This is a genomic window from Streptomyces endocoffeicus, assembly GCF_016741935.1.
GTDB lineage: Bacteria > Actinomycetota > Actinomycetes > Streptomycetales > Streptomycetaceae > Streptomyces > Streptomyces endocoffeicus.
This window is the reverse complement of the sequence record NZ_JAERRG010000012.1, coordinates 214,356-233,808: the sequence shown is the minus strand read 5'-3', so window position 1 is coordinate 233,808 and position 19,453 is coordinate 214,356. Positions and strand designations below refer to the sequence as shown.

Annotated in this window: 19 protein-coding genes; 11 read left to right on the top strand and 8 right to left on the bottom strand. The window is 71.6% G+C overall.

The genetic code is table 11. The features are described from left to right. Positions 1-210: 210 nt before the first annotated feature. Together JK364_RS28390 and JK364_RS28385 are read right to left on the bottom strand one after the other, a co-directional pair. Positions 211-1,749, bottom strand: a complete 1,539-nt coding sequence (locus tag JK364_RS28390) for an ATP-dependent DNA ligase (RefSeq protein WP_201854158.1) — start codon at positions 1,747-1,749, stop codon at positions 211-213. Between the two features lie 48 nt (positions 1,750-1,797). Further along, complete coding sequence (locus JK364_RS28385; protein ID WP_201854157.1) at positions 1,798-2,268, bottom strand: DUF7144 family membrane protein; 471 nt, start codon at positions 2,266-2,268, stop codon at positions 1,798-1,800. Between the two features lie 261 nt (positions 2,269-2,529). On the opposite strand from JK364_RS28385, the gene JK364_RS28380 reads away from it, so the two are divergent. The 8 genes from JK364_RS28380 (at position 2,530) to JK364_RS28345 (ending at position 12,623) form a co-directional block, all read left to right on the top strand. Then, positions 2,530-5,286 (top strand): SpoIIE family protein phosphatase, encoded by a 2,757-nt coding sequence (locus JK364_RS28380; protein WP_372462004.1) that lies wholly within the window; start codon positions 2,530-2,532, stop codon positions 5,284-5,286. Positions 5,287-5,561: 275 nt separating this feature from the next. After that, a complete protein-coding gene (locus JK364_RS28375; protein ID WP_201854155.1) occupies positions 5,562-7,247 on the top strand; it encodes a sensor histidine kinase in 1,686 nt (561 codons plus the stop codon). Between the two features lie 14 nt (positions 7,248-7,261). After that, complete coding sequence (locus JK364_RS28370; RefSeq protein WP_201854154.1) at positions 7,262-7,690, top strand: roadblock/LC7 domain-containing protein; 429 nt, start codon at positions 7,262-7,264, stop codon at positions 7,688-7,690. Then, positions 7,687-8,046 (top strand): DUF742 domain-containing protein, encoded by a 360-nt coding sequence (locus JK364_RS28365; protein ID WP_020869869.1) that lies wholly within the window; start codon positions 7,687-7,689, stop codon positions 8,044-8,046. Before JK364_RS28370 ends, JK364_RS28365 begins: the two co-directional genes overlap by 4 nt. Next, positions 8,027-8,671: a GTP-binding protein gene (locus tag JK364_RS28360; RefSeq protein WP_372462003.1), complete on the top strand. Its 645-nt coding sequence runs from the start codon at positions 8,027-8,029 to the stop codon at positions 8,669-8,671. Before JK364_RS28365 ends, JK364_RS28360 begins: the two co-directional genes overlap by 20 nt. Then, positions 8,668-9,966 (top strand): cytochrome P450, encoded by a 1,299-nt coding sequence (locus JK364_RS28355; RefSeq protein ID WP_307841404.1) that lies wholly within the window; start codon positions 8,668-8,670, stop codon positions 9,964-9,966. The genes JK364_RS28360 and JK364_RS28355 overlap by 4 nt, the downstream gene beginning before the upstream one ends. Before the next feature lie 327 nt (positions 9,967-10,293). Continuing rightward, positions 10,294-11,799 (top strand): alpha/beta hydrolase, encoded by a 1,506-nt coding sequence (locus JK364_RS28350; RefSeq protein ID WP_201854152.1) that lies wholly within the window; start codon positions 10,294-10,296, stop codon positions 11,797-11,799. Between the two features lie 212 nt (positions 11,800-12,011). Next, the gene (locus tag JK364_RS28345) at positions 12,012-12,623 is read left to right on the top strand and encodes a TetR-like C-terminal domain-containing protein (RefSeq protein ID WP_201854151.1); all 612 of its coding nucleotides are present in this window, start codon (positions 12,012-12,014) and stop codon (positions 12,621-12,623) included. Positions 12,624-12,659: 36 nt separating this feature from the next. Here the strand turns inward: JK364_RS28345 and JK364_RS28340 are convergent, their stop codons facing one another. From JK364_RS28340 to JK364_RS28320, 5 genes are all read right to left on the bottom strand, one after another. Then, positions 12,660-13,370, bottom strand: coding sequence for a DUF305 domain-containing protein (locus JK364_RS28340; protein WP_201854150.1), 711 nt, complete (start codon positions 13,368-13,370; stop codon positions 12,660-12,662). Beyond that, a complete protein-coding gene (locus JK364_RS28335) occupies positions 13,367-14,032 on the bottom strand; it encodes a thioredoxin-like domain-containing protein (RefSeq protein ID WP_201854149.1) in 666 nt (221 codons plus the stop codon). The genes JK364_RS28340 and JK364_RS28335 overlap by 4 nt, the downstream gene beginning before the upstream one ends. An 87-nt stretch (positions 14,033-14,119) precedes the next feature. Continuing rightward, positions 14,120-14,530, bottom strand: coding sequence for a hypothetical protein (locus JK364_RS28330; RefSeq protein WP_201854148.1), 411 nt, complete (start codon positions 14,528-14,530; stop codon positions 14,120-14,122). Positions 14,531-14,702: 172 nt separating this feature from the next. Next, the gene (locus JK364_RS28325; RefSeq protein WP_201854147.1) at positions 14,703-15,803 is read right to left on the bottom strand and encodes an AMP-binding protein; all 1,101 of its coding nucleotides are present in this window, start codon (positions 15,801-15,803) and stop codon (positions 14,703-14,705) included. A gap of 74 nt (positions 15,804-15,877) precedes the next feature. Next, on the bottom strand, positions 15,878-17,299 hold the full coding sequence (locus JK364_RS28320; RefSeq protein WP_372462002.1) for an aldehyde dehydrogenase family protein: 1,422 nt from the start codon (positions 17,297-17,299) through the stop codon (positions 15,878-15,880). Between the two features lie 198 nt (positions 17,300-17,497). On the opposite strand from JK364_RS28320, the gene JK364_RS28315 reads away from it, so the two are divergent. The 3 genes from JK364_RS28315 (at position 17,498) to JK364_RS28305 (ending at position 18,987) form a co-directional block, all read left to right on the top strand. Continuing rightward, complete coding sequence (locus JK364_RS28315; protein ID WP_201854146.1) at positions 17,498-18,196, top strand: response regulator transcription factor; 699 nt, start codon at positions 17,498-17,500, stop codon at positions 18,194-18,196. Between the two features lie 105 nt (positions 18,197-18,301). Continuing rightward, the gene (locus tag JK364_RS28310) at positions 18,302-18,745 is read left to right on the top strand and encodes a hypothetical protein (RefSeq protein ID WP_201854145.1); all 444 of its coding nucleotides are present in this window, start codon (positions 18,302-18,304) and stop codon (positions 18,743-18,745) included. Continuing rightward, positions 18,742-18,987, top strand: a complete 246-nt coding sequence (locus JK364_RS28305; RefSeq protein WP_201854144.1) for a hypothetical protein — start codon at positions 18,742-18,744, stop codon at positions 18,985-18,987. The genes JK364_RS28310 and JK364_RS28305 overlap by 4 nt, the downstream gene beginning before the upstream one ends. A 43-nt stretch (positions 18,988-19,030) precedes the next feature. Here the strand turns inward: JK364_RS28305 and JK364_RS28300 are convergent, their stop codons facing one another. After that, positions 19,031-19,375 carry a hypothetical protein gene (locus tag JK364_RS28300; protein WP_201854143.1) on the bottom strand — a complete coding sequence of 115 codons (345 nt, stop codon included), beginning with the start codon at positions 19,373-19,375 and terminating at the stop codon, positions 19,031-19,033. Between the last annotated feature and the right edge of the window lie 78 nt (positions 19,376-19,453).

Genomic DNA, 19,453 nt, shown 5'->3' with positions numbered 1-19,453 from the left:
GACCACGCGGCGGAGCTTCCCCTACCCGCCCCTTCCCGTAACTGGGGCTGCGCCCCAGACCCCACGCGGCGGAGCCGCATACCGATGCTTTCCCCTACCTGCCCCTGGACCCCCAGTTGTGGGAAGGGGCGGGGAGGGGAACAGCCCGCCGCAGGCGTCAAGGTCCGGCCGCCGCCCCCGTCCGGCCGCCGCCGCCCCCGAGGGCCCCGTTCACCCACTCCGCAGCGCCAGCACCGTCTCGACCGTGTCCGCCTGGTCCGCCGGTTTGTCCTCCCGGTAGCGCAGCACCCGCGCGAACCGCAGCGTGACGCCCGCCGGATAGCGGGACGATCGCTGCAGCCCGTCGAAGGCCACCTCCACCACCAGCTCCGGCCGCACCCGCACCACCCAGCCGTCGTCGCTGACCGCGATCCCCAGCAGCGCCTCCGTCTGCCACTCCAGCATCACGTCGGTCAGCCCCTTGAACGTCTTGCCCAGCATCACGTACGTGCCGTCCGGCGCCCGCGCGCCCAGGTGGAGGTTGGACAGCTTCCCGGTACGGCGGCCGTGCCCCCACTCCGCCGCCAGCACCACCAGATCCAGCGTGTGCACCGGCTTGACCTTCAGCCAGGACGCCCCGCGCCGGCCCGCGCCGTACGGCGCCTCCAACCCCTTGACCAGCACCCCCTCATGCCCCCGGGCCAGCACGTCCGCCGCGAACTCACCGGCCGCCCGCCGGGTTTCCGGATTCGCCGGGTCGTCGGCCACCAGCCGCCGCACCCGCCGGGGCCCGGGGGCGATCCGGGCCAGTTCGGCATGGCGCTCGCGGGTCGGGAGGTCGAGCAGATCGCGGTCGTCCACCACGAGCAGATCGAAGAAGACGGGGGACAGCGGCAGCGCGGCCGACGCCCCGGCCACATCGAGCCGGGAGCCGACCCGGCCGGAGGTCTCCTGGAACGGGCGGGGCCGCCCCTCCGCGTCCAGCAGGATCACCTCGCCGTCGAGGATCGCCCGGTCCACCGCCAGCTCCCGCGCCGCCGTGACCACCTCGGGCAGCCGCGCGGTGATCTCGTCGAGGGTGCGGGTGTAGATCCGTACCTCCTCGCCGTCCCGGTGCACCTGCACCCGGATCCCGTCCAGCTTCTCCTCGACCGCGCACGCCCCCAGCCGGTCCATGGCCTCGTCGAGATCCTTGGCGCTCTGCGCGAGCATCGGCAGCACCGGCCGCCCCACCTCGAGCCGGAAGTCGGCCAGCGCCTCCGGGCCGCGCGCCAGCAGCGCCTCGGCCACCGTGCCCAGCGACCCGCCGACCATCACCGCCCGGCGCACCTCGGCGGCCGGTGCGCCGACCGCCTCGGCGAGCCCCTCCACGGCCAGCCCCTCCAGCGCCCCCTGCCGCAGCTCGCCGCCGATCAGGCCGAGCAGAAAGCCCTGCTCCTCCTTGGTCGCGGCGGACAGCAGCTCGCCCACCAGCCGCTTGCGGGTCGCCGTCGCACCGGTGCCGGCGACCGCCGCGACCCGGCTCAGGGCCTCGTCCACATCGAGCACCGCGAGCGTCGGCTCGGCGGCGGGTTCCCGCCGGTGGCGCAGGGTGGACCAGCCCACTCCGGTGCGGCGCTGGGGCAGCCTGCCCGCGAGGTAGGTGATCACCACGGCCGCCTCGGCCGGTTCCGTGCGCCGGAACAGCCGGGCCAGTGCGGCGATCTTCTCCGAGCGGGCGGCGGTGGCCGCGACCTGGCGGGAGGTCAGCGCGACATCAGCCAGCAGCATGGCTCCAGCCTGCCCCGCGCCCTGCCGGGAAACCAGGCATCACGTCCCTCAGGCGGTGCGTCCCGCCTCGGGCCCTCCCATCTCCGCGCGTCCCGCGCCGCCACGGCTCGGTCCGGCGCACAGCCCCCAGATCACCAGGGCGTCGATGATGAGCAGCACCGTGGCCCAGACCGGGTAGTAGGGCAGCCACAGGAAGTTGGCGATCAGCGCGAGACCGGCCAGCACCACGCCCGTGACACGGGCCCACATCGCACCGGTGAACACCGCGAACCCGGCGATCACCACGGCGATCCCGAGGGCCAGGTGGACCCAGCCCCATCCGGCGAGGTCGAACTGGAAGATATAGCTCTGCGTGACCAGGAAGACCCGGTCGGTCCGGATGGCCGAGATGCCCTGGAGCAGGTTCATCAGACCACCGAAGATCATCATCACCCCCGCGAAGACAAGCCATCCGCTCACCGCCCGGTGCATATGGCCGGGAGCGGCCCCTGTCTGAACTCCACCGGCGTGACTGGCCATGTCGGGCTCCTTCGTCCGGCGCGATCGGCGCCGCCACGACACCGATTCGCGGCAATAAGGGTGAATTACCCTTTTCTCAGATTTGCATACACCCTCGTCTTCGGCACCTCGCCCGCCGTGAGCCCGCCGTGAGCCCACCGCGAGCCCGTCGCGAGCCCGTCGCGAACGGAAAGTCGCACATCATATGCGGAACGTGATGGCCGCCTGGTCATCGGAAGCGGAGATTCGCCTTCCAAGAATTCCCGGTGTAGATGTATGTGTATGGCCCGGTTTATGGGTCGATCGTGGGCTGCCCGCATGTTCCCCGGTCGGCGCCCACGGAGTCGACGGCGGGAGCACCCGGAGGTGGCGGGCCGGCGCTTTCGATCGTGGCTGAGCGTTCGCAGCGTCGCCGGGCAGGTCTTCATCCTGCAGCTCGTGATCGTGCTGCTGCTCGGCGCGGCGGCCACCGTCGCCCTGGTGCTCCAGGTGCGGCACGACGCCACCGACGAGGCCCGCGGCCGGTCCATCGCGGTCGCCGAGTCGTTCGCCAACTCCCCCGGTATCGTCAAGGCCCTGCACAGCCCCAACCCCACCAAGGTGCTCCAGCCGAAGGCCGAGGCCGCCCGGAAGAGAACCGGGCTCGACTTCGTCGTGGTCCTGAACACCAAGGGCATCCGGCTCACCCACCCCAAGCTCAACCGGATCGGCAAGCACTACGTCGGCACCATCGAGCCTGCGCTGCACGGGCACACCACCAGCGAAACCGGCCCCGGCACACTGGGCGAGGCGATGGACGCGGTGGCGCCCATCTTCGACAGCCACCACAAGGTCGTCGGCGCGGTCGGCGCGGGAATCACGGTCAAGAAGGTGAGCGGGCTCGCCAACCGCCAGCTGCCGCTCCTCGTCGGCGCCGTCTCCGCCTCACTCGTGCTCGCCACCGGCGGCACCGCGCTGGTGACCAAACGGCTGCGGCGGCAGACCCGTGGCCTGGACCCGGTCGAGATGACGCGGATGTACGAGCACCATGACGCGGTGCTGCACTCGGTGCGCGAGGGGGTGCTGATCGTCGGCGACGACGGGCGGCTGGTGCTCGCCAACGACGAGGCGTCCCGGCTGCTCGAACTGCCGCCGCGGCCGGAGGGGCGGCTGGTGGACGACCTGGGCCTGGAGCCCCATGTCGCCGACGTCCTGGCCTCCGGGCGCGATGTCACCGACGAGGTGCTGGTGGCCGGCGACCGACTGCTGGCCATCAACAACCGGCTCACCGACCGCGCCGGCGGCCCGCCCGGCAGCGTCGCCACCCTGCGCGACTCCACCGAACTGCGCGCCCTCTCCGGCCGCGCCGAAGTGGCCCAGAAGCGGCTCAAGCTGCTGTACGACGCGAGCGTGGAGATCGGCACCACGCTCGATGTGAGCCGTACCGCCGAGGAACTGGCGCAGGTGGCGGTGGACCGCTTCGCCGACTTCGTCACGGTCGACCTGGCGGAGCCCGTGCCGCGCGGCGATGAGCCACTGGCCGTCGGCGGTGTCGAGATGTGCCGGTCGGCCGTCCACGGCATCCGGCCCGACCACCCCTTCTATCCGGTCGGCCGGGTGTTCGCGTTCGTCTCGTCCTCGCCCCAGGCGTTCGGGCTGAGCGAGGGCGAGCCGGTCGTGGAGGCCGATCTCTCCGAGGCCACCGGCTGGCAGGCACAGGATCCCGAGCAGACCGCCAAGGTCCTCGAATACGGCGTCCGGTCGCTGGCCACCGTGCCGCTGCGGGCCCGGGGCGTGCTGCTGGGCGTGGTCAACTTCTGGCGGATGAAGCAGCGCGAGCCCTTCGACCAGGAAGAGGTGTCCCTCGCCGAGGAGCTCGCCTCGCACGCGGCGGTCTGCATCGACAACGCCCGCCGCTACACCCGCGAGCACACCATGGCGGTGACCCTGCAGCACAGCCTGCTGCCCCGCGCCCTGCCCAGCCAGAGCGCCCTGGACGTGGCCTTCCGCTATCTGCCGGCGGAGTCGGGCGTCGGGGGCGACTGGTTCGACGTCATCCCGCTGCCGGGGGCGCGGGTGGCGCTGGTGGTGGGCGATGTGGTCGGGCACGGTCTGCACGCGGCGGCGACGATGGGGCGGCTGCGGACGGCGGTGCACAACTTCTCCACGCTCGACCTCCCGCCCGATGAGATCCTCTCCCACCTCGACGATCTGATCGCCCGGATCGACCAGGACGAGGGCCCGGGTGGGCCGAACGGCGACGGCAGCGGTGGCGGAGGTGGCAGCGAGGGCATCACCGGGGCGACGTGTCTGTACGCGATCTACGATCCGGTGACGCGGCGTTGCACGATGGCGCGGGCCGGCCATCCGCCGCCCGCGCTGGTGCGTCCGGACGGTCCGGTGGAGTTCCTGGAACTTCCCGCGGGACCGCCGCTGGGCCTGGGCGGGCTGCCGTTCGAGACCGCCGAGGTGGAGCTGGCCGAGGGCAGCGATCTCGTCCTCTACACGGACGGGCTCATCGAGGACCGCCGACGGGAGATCGACACCGGTCTGGAGATGCTGCGCGGTGCCCTGTCCCGCCCCGGCCGGACCCCCGACGAGATCTGTACCGAGGTGCTGGACGCGCTGCTGCCCAGCAACCCGAGCGATGACATCGCCCTGATCGCCGCCCGGACCCGGGTCGTGGGCGGCGACCGCGTGGCCTCCTGGGAGGTGCCGTCCGACCCCGCCGCGGTGTCCGGGGTGCGCGCGGAGGTCATGCGGAAGCTGGCGGAGTGGGGGCTGGACGAGACCGCGTTCACCGCCGAGCTGGTGCTCAGCGAGCTGATCACCAACGCCATCCGGCACGCCACCGGCCCGATCCGGGTGCAGGTCCTCCGCGACCGCGCGCTGATCTGCGAGGTCTCCGACACCAGCAGCACCTCTCCGCATCTGCGGTACGCGGCGACGATGGACGAGGGCGGCCGGGGGCTGTTCCTGGTCGCGCAGTTCGCCGAGCGATGGGGCACCCGCTACACCGCGGACGGCAAGGTCATCTGGGCCGAGCTGGCGATTCCTTAGCGCCGTCGGGCGGGCCGACGGTGGCGGCGTCAAGGGCCGCGTCAAGGGCCGCGTCAAGGGTGGCGCCAAGGACGGCGCCAAGGGCTGCGTCAATGGCAGCGTCATATGCGTCCGGAACATGACGCTGCTCAGCGGCTCGATTTGACGAGTCGTCATGATCTGTATGCCGAGATGGCAAGGTCAAACCGACGTGACTCTACTAACATGTGGCGCCCACGGCTTGATGTCCGCGTGGTCCAGCCAAAAACCTCAACGCGCCCATGAGGACCTGATAGATGTCAGCACACATATCCAGCCATCCGTACAAAGGGCCTTCGGTGACGCGCGGGGCCCTGACCGTCCCCCTGCTGGCCGTAGTTGTCGCCGCCGGAGCGGGACTGTGGGTGACCACCGCGGTGCCATCCGCACAGCGCGCCTTCGTCGCCGTCTTCTGCGGAGCCGCCGCCGTGCTGCTGGGGGTGACGCTCGCGGTCGCCGCCAGCCGTTCGCGGACCATCGGCCGTCTCCAGGAGCGGGTCACCTCGCTGGAGAGCGCGGCCGCCGCGAAGGAGATCGAGGCCACCCGGCTCGCAGAGGAAACGATTCCGTCCGCGGTGCGGCAACTGCGCGAGGGCGGCTCGGTGGAAACCGTGATCACCCGCATGGAGCGCCCCACCAGCCGGGCCCATCAGTATCTGCTGCGGACCCTGCTGCGCGAGATCGGCGACGGTGAGCGGATGCGCGCCTCCGCGATGGCCGCGTGCGCCAACGCCGCGGGCCGCGTCCAGGCGCTGGCCACCAGCATGCTGGCCGACCTCCGGGAGATGGAGAACCGCCACGACGAGACCGTCCTCGGCGATCTGCTGAAGCTGGACCACACCACCGCCCAGGCGGGCCGGATCGCGGACAGTATCGCGGTGCTGACCGGTGCCCGCTCCGGGCGCCGCTGGACCAAGCCGATCGTCATGGAGTCCGTGCTGCGCGGCGCGATCGGCCGGATCAGCGCCTTCCAGCGGGTACGGGTCCACTCGACCAGCAACGCCGCGGTGGCCGGTTACGCGGCCGAGGGCGTCATGCACGCCCTCGCCGAACTGATGGACAACGCCGCCAGCTTCTCGCCTCCCACCGAGGAGGTGCACGTGTACGTCGAGGAGACGCACGCGGGCATCGTGGTGACCGTCGAGGACGGTGGCCTGGTGATGGGCCCGGCCGCCCTGGACCGCGCCCAGAAGGCCGTCTCCTCCGAGAGCCTGGACCTGATGACCCTGTCCGGCACCCGGCTGGGCCTCGCGGTCGTCGGCTGTCTGGCCCGCAAGCACGGGCTCACCGTCTCCTTCCGGCCGTCCGCGCGGGGCGGCACGGGTGTCGTGGTCCTGATCCCGCAGCAGCTGGTCACGCACATCAACCAGGACGCCGTCGTCCTCGACACGCCGGGCACCGTCCGCACCGGGGTCCCCCGGCAGACGTCCGCCACGTCCACCACGTCCGCCACGTCCGCCACGTCCGCCACCTCCGCCGCGACGAGCGCGTCCACCGCCACGGTCACGCCCGCCCCGACCGCGTCCGCTCCGGCCGCCGCGCCGTTCACGTCGCCGGAGACCGCCCCGTCCCCGTCCCCCTCCTCCTCCCCCTCGCCGTCCCCTTCGCCCTCCCCGTCCCCTTCGCCGTCGTCCGCGCCGGAGCCCTCCGCGGAGCCCTCGCGGGTCAACGGGCTGCCCAAGCGGCGCCGTGGCGAGACGCTGGCCGCCGCCACCCGCGCGGCCGCCCAGCCGGCCGAGACGGAACCCAAGCCCAAGACCAGCCGTCCACGACCCGAGGAAGCCGGAGCCCGCTTCGGCGCCTTCCGCCAGGCGGCCCGCGGTACTTCCGCCGCAGGTGACCCGTGTGACACCGAGCCTTCGATATCCGCAGATCACACCGAGACCGCCGAGTCCGCCGAGCCTGCCGAGTCCGTCGAGCCTGCCGAGAACGACAAGCCGTGACAGAAGGAACGCCGATGAACACCACCGACCGCAGCTTGGACTGGCTGTTGGAGAACCTGCTGGAGAAGACCCCGGGCTCGCGCCACGCCCTGGTGCTGTCACGGGACGGTCTCAAGCTGTGCCTCTCCTCCGGGTTGTCCGTGGACCAGGCCGATCAGCTGGCGGCCATCGCGTCGGGCATCCAGAGCCTCGCCCATGGCGCGTCCATCGAGTTCGGCGACGGAAGCGGCGGCGTACGGCAGTCGATGACGGAGTTCCACGGGGGAATTCTGTTCATCGTCGAGGCCGGCGAAGGCGCCCATCTCGCCGTGGTGGCCCATGACGATGCCGATGTCGGCATCATCGGCCACAACATGAACGAGCTGGTCGAGCAGATCGGCGACCATCTGCGGGCCGCTCCGCGGGTGGAGGCCGGCGACAGCGGTGGCGGGGCGAAGGCATGATCCGAGGGCCGCTGGACAAGGAGGGGCCGGACCGGCTGTACACCGTCACCGGCGGCCGCAGTCGGGCGGACGAGAGCCGCTTCGACATGGTCACGCTGATCGTCAGCGAAAGCGATCCCACCCCCGGGATGCAGTCCGAGCACGTCAAGATCCTGCGGATGTGCCGCCGCCCCCTGTCGGTCGTGGAGATCTCCTCATATCTGGAACTGCCCGTCAGCGTGGTCAAGATCCTGCTGTGCGATCTGCTGGACACCGGCCGGATCACCGCGCGTCATCCGCATGCGGCCCGCCCCGGCGGCCGGCTGCCCGGGCCCGAAACCCTGAAGAAGGTGCTCGTTGCACTCCAGAATCTCTGAGACCACCGTGAGCACCGCGCTCCCCGGCGGCGCCGCGCACGCCCCGCTGCGGGAGAGCGCGAGCGACGGTCTGAAGATCGTGATCGTCGGCGGGTTCGGCGTCGGCAAGACGACGATGGTGCAGTCCGTCAGCGAGATCCGCCCGCTCAGCACCGAGGAGACGATGACGCAGGCGGGCGTAGGCATCGACGACGCCTCGTTCGTGCGCAACAAGACCACCACCACGGTGGCCTTCGACTTCGGCCGGATCAGCCTGGACGAGCAGATGGTGCTCTATCTGTTCGGCGCCCCGGGCCAGGAGCGGTTCTGGTTCCTGTGGGACCGGCTGTTCTCCGGGACGCTGGGCGCGGTCGTCCTGGTGGACACCAACCGGCTCTCCGACTCCTGGTACGCGCTGGACCGGCTGGAGCACCACGGCACCCCGTTCATCGTGGCCCGCAACAACTTCACCGAACCGCAGCACACGCTGGAGGAGGTGCGGGAGGCCCTCGACCTCCCGCCCGAGGTGCCGATGATCGAATGCGACGCCCGCAAGCGCGACTCCAGCAAGGCCGTACTGGTCGCGCTCGCCCGCTACCTCTACTCCCTGTCCACCAACGGCTCCGCCGGGGAGACCACCGCGTGACCACCCCTGACCCCACGTCCCCGCTGGATGCCCCGCCCGGCGCCCAGCCCGAGCCCGTCTTCCCATCGGCCCCCGCGCCGCCCGACGGGGTGGTGCCCCCCGGGTCGGTGCCGCTGGACTACCAGCGGTTCCGGGAAGATCCGATGGCGCTCTACCGCGAACTGCTCCGGGACCACGGCCCGGTCGTGCCCGTCCTGCTGGACGGCAAGATCCCCGTCTGGACGGTGCTCGGCTACCGCGAAGTGGTCCGGGTCACCACCGATCACAATCGGTTCGCCCGGGACTCCCGCCGCTGGCACTCCTGGCATCTGGTGCCGCCCGACTGGGAGTTGACGACCTTCGTCGGCTACCGCCCGACCATGCTCTTCAGCGAGGGCGCCGACCACCAGCGGCGGTCCGATGCCATCTGCGACGGTCTCGCGTCGGTGGACCAGTTCGAACTGCGCGCACAGTGCGAGCGCGTCGCCGACCAGCTGATCGACACCTTCGCGGGCAGCGGCCGGGCCGATCTGGTGGCCGAGTACGCCAGCCAGATCCCGCTGCGGGTGGTGACCCGGCTCTACGGCCTGGACGACACCGAAGCCGCCGCCATCCAGGACGATTCGCTCCACCTCACCGGGAACGACGCCCCCATCGCGCTGCAGAAGATGCAGACCCGGATGGAGGCGCTGATCAAGCGCGTCCGGGAGAACCCCGACCAGGTCAACGTGGCCGCCCGGCTGGTGTCCCACTCCGCCGGGCTCACCGACGACGAGATCATCAACGATCTGCTCGGCTCCATCTACGCCGTTCAGCAGCCCACCAGCGACCTGATCGGCAACGCCCTCCGGCTGATGCTGACGGACGAACGGTTCGCCATCACCCTCTCCGGCGGCCGCCGCAGCGTCGGCCAGGCGCTCAACGAGGTGCTGTGGGAGGACACCCCGGTCCCGTTCTGGATCGGCCGCTGGGCCGCCGAGGACACCATGCTCGGCGGCCGCCGCATCCGTAAGGGCGACTGCCTGATGCTCGGCCTCGCCGCGGCCAACGCCGACCCCGACGTCCGCCCGGACTTCCACTCCGGCGCCGGCGGCAACCAGGCCCATATGGCCTTCAGCCACGGCAAACACGGCTGCCCCCCGGCCGCCCGTGAAATCGCCGAGGTCATCGCCACCGCCGCCATCGAGGTCCTCCTCGACCGCCTCCCGGACGTCACCCTCTCCGTCCCCGCGGACGACCTCGCATGGCGCGTCACCCTGATGATGCGCGGCGTGGCCGCCCTCCCCGTCGAATTCACCCCGGCCCACCTGCACTGACTGCCCGCCGTCCCCCGGTGGTCGCCGTACCGCCGGGGGACCCGCGCTGTCGTCGGTGACGACACATCGGTCGTTCGATGTCGCTACTCCGTGCGGCCGGTGAGCCAGACCGAGGGCTGATGAGCCCTGGAGCAGAGTCGCATCCCCGCCTCGTCCTCGGTCGAAGACGGTTCGAGCCGCCGGGCTGATGTACCGGCCGCGGCGCGCGGACAGACTCGTTCACATGCCCGGACAACGGGACACGCCCTGGCCACCGGACACCGAGCGGGCCGGTCATCCCGGGGGAATCCGCGGCCGAGAGCCGGCCTGACGCCATGAGGACATCAGATGCGCAAAAAAGCCCTGCCCCTCGCCCTCGCCGCCGCGGCGGTGGCGGCGATCGCGATTCCGGGAGTGTCGGCGGTGGCGACGCCGGACAAGGCGACGCCGGACAAGGCGACGCCGGACAAGGCGGCGCCGGACAAGGCGGCGACCCCGGACACCGTGCGGTGGGGCCCGTGCCCGGACAAGGCCGCCGCACCCCGTCTCGAGTGCTCGAAGCTCGACGTCCCGCTGGACTACCGCGATCCCGACGGCCGGCAGATCGAGATCGCGATCTCCCGGCTGGCGAGCAAGGAACCCTCGAAGCGCCGCGGTGTGCTGCTGACCAATCCAGGCGGCCCCGGCGTCACGGGACTCGACTACCCGGCCCTTCTCGCCGCCTCAGGGCTGCCGCGGAAGGTGCTGGACTCCTACGACGTGATCGGCTTCGACCCCCGCGGCGTCGGCCGCAGCACGCCGGTGACCTGCGACCTGACGCCGGAACAGCAGAAACGCGGCAACTTCCCGCCGTACGCGCACACCGCGGCCGATGTCGCGCGGGAGGCGGGGAACGCCCGGACCATCGCCAAGCAGTGCGCCACCTCGCGGACGGCGTCGATGCTGCCGCACACCACCACCGCGAACACCGCGCGCGACATGGACCGGATCCGGGCGGCGCTGGGCCGGCCGACCCTCTCGTACCTCGGTGGGTCCTACGGCACCTCCCTCGGCGCGGTGTACACGACGCTGTTCCCGGAGCGCAGCGACCGGATCGTGCTCGACAGCAACCTCGGCCCCGGCGGCTATGACGTCACGGCCAAGCGGTCGTTGGCCCGTGGACTGGAGGACCGGTTCCCGGACTTCGCGGCGTTCGCGGCCGCGCACCCCAAGTACGGTCTGGGCACCACACCACAGCAGGTGACCGCGAAGTTCTTCGAGCTCGCGAAGCGGTTGGAGACGAAACCGGTCGACGGCATCGACGGGACGGCGTTCCGCGGGATGACGCTCGATCTCCTCTACAGCGATGCGACCATCCCCTCGCTGGCCGGGAACTGGCAGGCGCTCGACAAGGGCAGGCCACTGCCGTCCAAGCCGCCGAAGCACCCGGAAAACTCCATGGCCAGCTACCTTTACGTGGTATGCGGTGATTCGCGCTGGCCGTCGACGGTCCGGGAGTATCAGCGGAACGTCGCGGTCGACCGGCTGAGGTACCCGATGCTGGGCGGGTCCACGGCCGGCATCGGACCGTGCGCGTTCTGGCCGGACAAGCGGGTCGAGCCGCCGGTACACATCGGTGACCGGGGCCCGTCGAACGTGCTCATGGTGCAGAACGAGCGCGACCCGGGGACACCGCTGGCCGAAGCCCGGAAGCTGCGGCAGGCGTTCGGAAAGCGGGCCACGATGGTGACGGCCGACCAGGGCGGACACGGTGCCTATCCGTTCGGCCGCAACACTTGCGCGAACGACGCGGTGACGTCATTCCTGACCACCGGCCAGCGCCCGCCGCGGGACCTCGCCTGCGCGGCGGGATGAAGGGAGCGTGCTGGACCTTCCTTCCCCTCGTGAGGAAGGTCCGGCAAACTCTGCGCCATGTTGGCCTAATGCGCTGTCGCGAGCATTAAGTAACGGGTGTCACACTAGCGAGGGGCGTGTACGCCGTGCAATGGGTTACCCGGCGTTCGGCGCCCGGATGTCGTGAAGATCTGGTGCTCACGAGGGTGGAGGGGCCGTAAAGTCGGCGCGTCATGACAGAGCGACCACCGCATGGGTCGGCTCGCCCCGGGGGGCGTACGGCCCGGACTCGGGCCGCCGTGTTGGCGGCCGCGTACGAGGAGCTCGACCGCGACTCGTTCGCCGCGCTCACCCTCGATCGGCTCGCGCGGCGGTCGGGGGTGCATGTGTCGACCATCCGGCGGCGCTGGCGCACGGTGGAGGGGGTGGTCGTCGATCTGCTGGCCGAGCGCAGTTCGACGCTGCCCACTCCGGACACCGGTGACTTCCGGCGGGATCTGATGGAACTCACCCAGGCCATCGCGGACTTCAACAACGCGCTGCGCAACCGCAATGTCATGCAGGGGCTGATCGCGGCCGCCGCGCATGACACCGAGGTCGAGAAGATCCTCCGTAACGCGTTCGTGCGGCGGACCGAGGAGGTGACCGTGATCGTGCGGAACGCGGTCGAGCGGGGGGACATCCCCGAGGAGACCGACGGGCGGGAGGTCATCGCCTCACTGGGGGCGCCCCTGTACTACCGGGTGCTCATCCTGCGCGGGTCCATCGACGAGCGGCTGGTGCACACCACCGTCGAGGTGACGTATCAGGCGGCCCGGTCCGGGGTGTTCGTGCGGAAGGGGTGATGGCGCCCCCACCACAGGGGCGCCATCGGCGGGGCGTCAGGAGGACGCGCCGCGTGCCTTGAGCATGTCGGCCATCAGCTGGATCTCCGACTGCTGGCCCTGGACCATCGTCCGGGCCAGGTGCTTCTCGGTCGAGTCCTTGACCAGTTCGACCGCGCCCTTCGCCATCTCGACGCCGCCCTTGTGATGGGCGGTCATCAGCTTCAGGTAGAGCACCTCGGCCGCCTTGCCCTTGGCCTTGCGCAACTCGTCGAGCTGGCTGTTGGTGGCCATGCCCGGCATGAGCGAGCCGTCGTGCGGCTTGTACGTGGAGCCCATGCCCTTCATCGAGCCGTGGTCCATGCCCTCCATGCCGTCCGACGACATGTGCTTCATCCACGTCATCGGCGGGTCCTCGGACGTCTTGTCCAGCCCCCACATGTCCAGCCAGCCCTGCAGCATTCCGGCCTGGGTGGCCTGGGTGCTCGCGATGTCGAACGCCAGCCGCCGCACCTCGTCGTCGCCGGTGCGGTCGCGCACGATGAACGACATCTCCACCGCCTGCTGATGGTGGACGGACATGTCGCGGGCGAAACCGGCCTCGGCCGAGGTGTCCTTCGGCGTCCCCGTGTCGGTCGAGCCCTCCGAGCGGTCGCTCGTCAGCCACAGCACCGCCACCGCCACCAGCGTCAGCAGGGCGAGGGCGGCGGCGACCCCCGCCACCAGCGGCTGGCGGGAGGCGCGGCCGACGGCGGTCCCGTCGCTCACGAAGTCTTCCCGTTGGTGCAGTAGGCGCCGGGCTCGGGCGTCTGCTTGCCCTGGACGTACTTCTTGAAGAAGTCGGCCACCCGCGGGTCGGACGCCTTCTCGACGTCGAGCTGAGTGCCCCAGGCGTTGAGGACGATCGGCGCGTCCTGCTCCTGGTAGGGGCTCATCAACGAGTACGGGGTCTTCTTGACCCGCGCCGAGAGGGCGGCGATGTCCTCCTTCGACGCCTTGTCGGTGTACGTCACCCACACCGCGCCGTGCTCCAGCGAGTGCACCGCGTTCTCCTTGGTCAGCGGCTTGGGGTAGACATCGCCGTTGCAGTTCTGCCAGACCTGGTTGTGGTTTCCGCCGACCGGCGGCGACATCGCGTACTTCACCGAGCCCTGGACATGCGTCCGGCCCAGGTTCTTCCAGGTCTTCATGCCCTTGAACTCGCCGGTCTTCACGACCGACGCGGTGACCTTGGCCTCCTTCTTCTCCTTCTTGTCGCTCGCGTCGACGAGGAAGTAGCCCCCGACGGCCAGTCCGGCGACGATCACCGTGACCGAGGTGATGGTGATGATCCGGTACCGGCGCTCGCGCGCCTTCTCGGCGCGGCGCAACTCCTCTATCTTCGCGCGGCGGTCGGCCGCGCCCTTCGTCTTCGATCCCTTGGAGCCCATGGCTGTCCTCAACCTCGCAGTTCGCGCAGTTCGCGCTGTTCGCACACTGGATGGGTGGAGCGGTGCATCGCGGTGACCGGCGTCGGCCTAGGTCCGAAGTACTTGGAGCTGATGGAGGCCGAGGGCGCGGACGGGATGGTCCGGCGGCGCCCGAGCGGGGTGCGGGTCGCGGGGGCCGTCGGGCGGCGGCACCTCGGCGAGGGAGGGCGGGGGTACGGGCGTGGGCACCAGGGCCTGGACCACTCCCGGGGGGCCCGCGACACAGTTGTCGCTTCCGGCGCCGGAGCCGGTGGTGTCGAACGGGCGGTGGCCCGGAGCCGGATACGCGACCGGCTCCTCGTGCCGCTGGGCCGACGCGGTCTCCGCCAGGCGGTGCGGGCACCCCGTCGACAGGGCGTGGTGGGCGGCGGCGGGATGGACGCACGAGGGCGCCACCCATATCGCCGCGGCGAGCAGCAGCACGGCACGGCAGAGGGCGGAGGGCACGGTGCCGCGCACCGGGTCCCTCCGTATGTGGCCCCTCCGTATGCGGGCCTCTCCTCCGCGCTGCGCTCTGCCCATCCCCATCGCGCCAGATCGTAACCACTGCGACTGTCGCGACTGAACGGGTCCATGGCGGAACGGGGCAAACGCCTGGTGGCGGCGTCAGGAGGCGCGGGTCAGTAGACGGTCAGTAGACGCCCTCGATCACGACCTCGTCGTCGAACATCGCCACCGGCCCCACGTCGGCCACCGAGTCCCCGACCGCGCCCTCCGGCGGCGGGACGCGGATCGCCAGATCGCGCTCGAGGTTGCCCGGCAACAGGGCGGACTTGCTGACGTGGTTCATCATCACCTGGCCGCGCTCGCCGTACGGCACCGGCCGCCCGCTCGCCGGGTCCACCACCGAGAAGGTGACGAACGGCGTACGCGGATCGAAGACACACGGCTCGTCCGGGCCGAGCCCCAGCCGCTCGGTGGCACCGCCGAGGATCATGGTGTTGCCGTAGGTGCCGTAGAGCTCACAGCCGGGGAAGACCTCGGTGCGCAGCAGATCGCGGGTGTCGGCGTCCATATGGGCGCCGCCCCACATGATGCCCTTGACCTTCTCCCCGATCAGCTCGACGAGGTCGTCGTGCCGGGCCAGCCGCTCCAGCAGCGGCGGGGTGGTCATCAGCACCCCGATGTCCTGGGTGCGCAGGACGTGCGCCGCCTGCTCCACCAGATGGTTCACATACGCGTCGGTCTCCTCGGCCTTCCCGGTGGAGATCAGCTTCTTCACCCACCGCGGATCCATGTCGACGCGGAACATCAGCCCACCGTGCCGGGCTGCCGTGCCCGCGACCATCTCGCCGACCATATGGGGGCCGCTGGGGGCGATGGCCAGCCAGTCCACCCCGCGCGGGATGCCGAGCCCGTCGAGGTCGGCGCTCAGCCCGTGGGTGAGGCGGTCCAGCCAGTCGCGCAGACACACGATCCGCTTGGGCGCGCCGGTGGTGCCGCCGCTTTCGAAGACCCCGACGATCCGGGCGTCGGCGCCGTAGCCCTGGGGGATCAGATCGCGCACCGGCACCTCGCGCAACTCGCCGGTGACATTGGGGAAGAGCGCGAGATCGGCGACGCCCTTGACGTCCCGCCGCGGATCGAAGGCCAGCGTCTCCGCCTTCCGCAGCCAGAACGGGGAGCCGGTGTCCGGGCCGAAGTGCCACTCCATGGCGGCGCGGATGTACTCATCGGGGTCGGGGCGCTCGTCGAAGGGGATGTCGAGCACCGAAAGGGAAGCTGTCGGCACGGGATGCTCCTCGCGGATGGCGGCAGGACGGATGGCGGCAGGGCGGATGGCGGCAGGGGTGCGGACTCATGGGGTCAGCCGCGGATGACGGCCTTCGTACGCATCAGGAACTCGCCGAGATACGCGTCGTGCGGGATGCCCGGGGCGATCCAGTGGGTGGGATGGTCACCGATGTAGAGGTTCTTGATGGACGGCTCGGCGAGCAGCCCGTCCAGCAGCGCCTCGTCCCCGGTGAGCGCCGTGACCACCAGGCTGTCCCGGAGCGCGGCGACGCCCGCCTCCCGCGTCCAGGGGGCCACCCAGACGCAGGGGAACGACAGCTCCACGCCCAGCCGCGCGTCCCGCGGATCGTCGAGCTGGAAGACGGCGGGGCGCAGGGCGGCGCTGCCGTCGCCGAGGTCGTCCACCACGCCGTCGCCGCCCAGCCACGCCCGGGCGCCCGCGGCCTTGCCGAGCAGCAGGCGCTCGAAGCCGCGCGCGACCTCGAGCGGATGGACGGGCAGCACCGCCTTCTCGTCCTGCGGCGGCAGGCTGGGGAGCGCGGCGAGCCGCTCCGCGAGCGCCTCGGCGACCGGCGCCGGATCGCCCTCGACGAGGACGGCGGTGGCGTTGACGCACGCGGTGCCGCCGTGGCGGGCGATGGAGTCGACGACGACGTCGAGGTGGTCGCGCCACTCCCGGTCGGCGGTGATCAGGATCTTGGAGCGGCCGGGCCCGTTGGGCAGCACGGCGGGATCGGCGGCGTAGCGGTCGATGACCTCCTGCCCGCCGTAGACCATGGAGAGGTCCGCACCGTGCAGGATCTCGCCCGCCGCGTCGTGGTCGGTGGGCAGCAGCACCACCTGATCCATCCCGAACCCCGCCTCGCGCAGGGCGCTGACCAGCCGGTACGGGGTGAGTGGCTCACGGCGGGAGGGGCGTACGGCCACCCGGTAGCCCAGCGCCAGCGCCTCCAGCCACAGGGCGTGCACGGCGGGGTGGTTTCCGGCGGCGTGCACCGCGAAGACATCGCCGCGCCGGATCCACACCGCGGTGCCGCTCCGGGCGTACGGATCGCGCCAATCGCCCACCGCCCCCACCGGGCGGGCCGCCTGGACGCTGCGGTACGCCTCGGTGGCGCTGAGCCGTATCGCCTCCACGGCGATCCGCACATTGGCGAGCGGGGTGCCCGACATCCGGCACACCGCGCCCTCGTACGTCTCGGCCGGCATCCCGGCCACGGTGCCGGTGGCGAACAGCTCCCCCGCCCGCTTCAGCGCGGCCAGCCGCTCCTCCAGCGGCAGGGTGCCGGCGGCGCGCAGGGCGGCCAGCGCCCGGGTGACGAACAGCCGGGGCACCAGGGAGAGTTCGGCCATCGGCGCGCCGGTGACATCGTTGACGGTGAGGCGGTTGCGGGAGCGGTAGGGCCCCTTGGGCCCCAGCGCGTCCAGGGAGTGCAGGGAGTCCAGGGCATTCGGGGCGTCCAGGGCATCCGGGGCGGTGGCGGGCTGGGACACGCTGGCTCCTTCGCGGGCGCGGGACACACCGGCTCCTGGGCGGGAGCGGCGGGAAAAGGGTGAACCAGGCCAATCCCACGGCGCGGACGGGACGGAGTCAATTGGCCCAAAGGCCATGCCCCGGCCCTGCCCCGGCCCTGGGAACGCGCCGCGCGCACCGCGGGGCACGTACCATGCCGGGCCGGAGGTGGTACGGACATGGCAGGCACGGGCAGCGGTCGCGTCCTGGTGACGGACGACGACGCGGCCATCCGGCGGTCCCTGGAGCGCGGGCTGCGGCTCAACGGGTTCGCCGTGACCCTCGCGGACGGCGGCCACGCCGCGCTGGCCGCGGTGCGCGACGGGGCCCCCGATGTGGTGGTCCTGGACATCTCCATGCCGGACCTGAGCGGGATCGAGGTGTGCCGCGCCCTGCGCGCGGACGGCAATGACGTGCCCGTCCTGATGCTGTCGGCGCTCGACGAGGTGGCCGACCGGGTGGCCGGGCTGCAGGCCGGGGGCGACGACTATCTCGTCAAGCCCTTCGCGCTCCAGGAGCTGGTGCTGCGGCTGCACGCCCTGCTGCGCCGCCGTCCGCCCGCCGCCACCGACCGGGTGCGGGCCGGTGCGCTGGAGATGGTGCCGGAGGCCCGGGAGGCGTGGCTGGACGGGGTGGCGCTGCGGCTCACCCGGCGCGAGTTCGAGCTGCTGGACGTGTTCGCCCGCAACGCCGGGATCGTGCTCACCCGCGATCAGCTGCTGGATCGCGTCTGGGGCTATGACTTCGACGTCCGTACGGACGCCGTGGACACCTTCGTCAGCTATCTGCGCCGCAAGCTGGAGGTGGGCGGCCGACCGCGGATGCTGCACACGGTGCGCGGCGTGGGGTTCGTCCTGCGGCCCGCCGAGGCCCCGTAGCTCCGGCCCACAGAGTTTCCACAAAGAAGGTTCCTAGGTTTTTTCCCAGTCCGGGACGGCCCGGCCCCTCCCCGGCCGTCCGGCTCCAAGGGAAGGAACAGCACCATGCACCGTGGAAAGAGCGTCCTCGTGGCGTGCGCGGCCACCGCCGCCCTGCTCGGTCCGGTGGGCATCGCGGCGGCCGACGGCAGCGCCCCGGCCTCGACACCGGCCGCCGCCCCGAGCGCGAAGGCGCCGAAGGGAGCGGGGGACGGCTCCCGGGGGCTGTGCAAGCGCGCCAAGAAGATCGACAAGCGGCTGGACCGGGCGCTGAAGCGGCTGAAGGGCCCGGCGACCGTCCGCGGGTCCGTGGCCCGGCTGACCAAACGGGTCGAGCGGGCGAAGAAGGCGGACCACACCGAGGTCCAGACGTTCCTCGACCACAAGCTCACCTTCCGCAGGTCCCTGGTGCCGACGCTCGAGCAGCGGCAGAAGGACCTCTCGAAGGTCCAGAAGTGGTGCGCCGCGCGTGGCGAGGGATCCGGCGGGGCCAAGGGATCAGCCAAGTGAGGCGCGGCCCCTGGGCCGTGGCGGCCACGGCCCTGCTCTGCGCCGTGCTGGTCACCGGCTGTGGCGGCGGCAAGGGCGGTTCGGACGGCTCGGACGACGCGGACGGCTCATCGGGCACGTCCGCCCCGTCGGCCACCGCACCGGCTCCGTCCGCCTCCGAGCTGGATGAGCTGAACAAGCTGGTGAACGACGCGGAGTCGGCGGCGAACAGGGCGGACTCCGACGCGGCGAACGACAACTGAGCCGATGGGTCCCGGCGCACGGCCCCGCGCCGGGACCCATCCCTCAGACGATCGTGACCGGGGCGATCAGACCCGCGGTGGATCCGGCCGGTACGGGGCCGGCCTCGGCGCTGACCAGATCGCCGTTCTCCATGACCCCGGAGCCGCTGACGTCCACATGGACCCGCAGCCCGTAGTTGTCCCCGGGGACCAGCTCCCCGGGGACGGTGACGCTGAACGGGACATGGCCGCCCGGACTCAGCGGCACATCGGTGAGGACCTGCGCGGCCACGATCGACTCGGGGGTGTCGGAGCGGGACACGTTGCGCACCTCCACCACCACCCGCGCCGCCCGCCCGGCGGGGGCGTCGGGGGGCAGGGTCACGATGCCGCTGAGGACACTGCTCACTCCGGGATGGATTCCCCCGGGGGCGGAGGTCTTGTTCCGCCATCCGGGTGGGACCGCCGTTCGGGCCGGGTGGAGCGG

Bases quoted from the DNA above. Each gene is read 5' to 3' on its own strand.
- JK364_RS28370 (WP_201854154.1), top strand. From the start codon at position 7,262: ATGAACACCACCGACCGCAGCTTGGACTGGCTGTTGGAGAACCTGCTG.
- JK364_RS28385 (WP_201854157.1), bottom strand. From the start codon at position 2,268: ATGGCCAGTCACGCCGGTGGAGTTCAGACAGGGGCCGCTCCCGGCCAT.
- JK364_RS28350 (WP_201854152.1), top strand. From the start codon at position 10,294: ATGCGCAAAAAAGCCCTGCCCCTCGCCCTCGCCGCCGCGGCGGTGGCG.
- JK364_RS28390 (WP_201854158.1), bottom strand. From the start codon at position 1,749: ATGCTGCTGGCTGATGTCGCGCTGACCTCCCGCCAGGTCGCGGCCACC.
- JK364_RS28310 (WP_201854145.1), top strand. From the start codon at position 18,302: ATGCACCGTGGAAAGAGCGTCCTCGTGGCGTGCGCGGCCACCGCCGCC.
- JK364_RS28365 (WP_020869869.1), top strand. From the start codon at position 7,687: ATGATCCGAGGGCCGCTGGACAAGGAGGGGCCGGACCGGCTGTACACC.
- JK364_RS28375 (WP_201854155.1), top strand. From the start codon at position 5,562: ATGTCAGCACACATATCCAGCCATCCGTACAAAGGGCCTTCGGTGACG.
- JK364_RS28315 (WP_201854146.1), top strand. From the start codon at position 17,498: ATGGCAGGCACGGGCAGCGGTCGCGTCCTGGTGACGGACGACGACGCG.
- JK364_RS28345 (WP_201854151.1), top strand. From the start codon at position 12,012: ATGACAGAGCGACCACCGCATGGGTCGGCTCGCCCCGGGGGGCGTACG.
- JK364_RS28335 (WP_201854149.1), bottom strand. From the start codon at position 14,032: ATGGGCTCCAAGGGATCGAAGACGAAGGGCGCGGCCGACCGCCGCGCG.
- JK364_RS28380 (WP_372462004.1), top strand. From the start codon at position 2,530: ATGGCCCGGTTTATGGGTCGATCGTGGGCTGCCCGCATGTTCCCCGGT.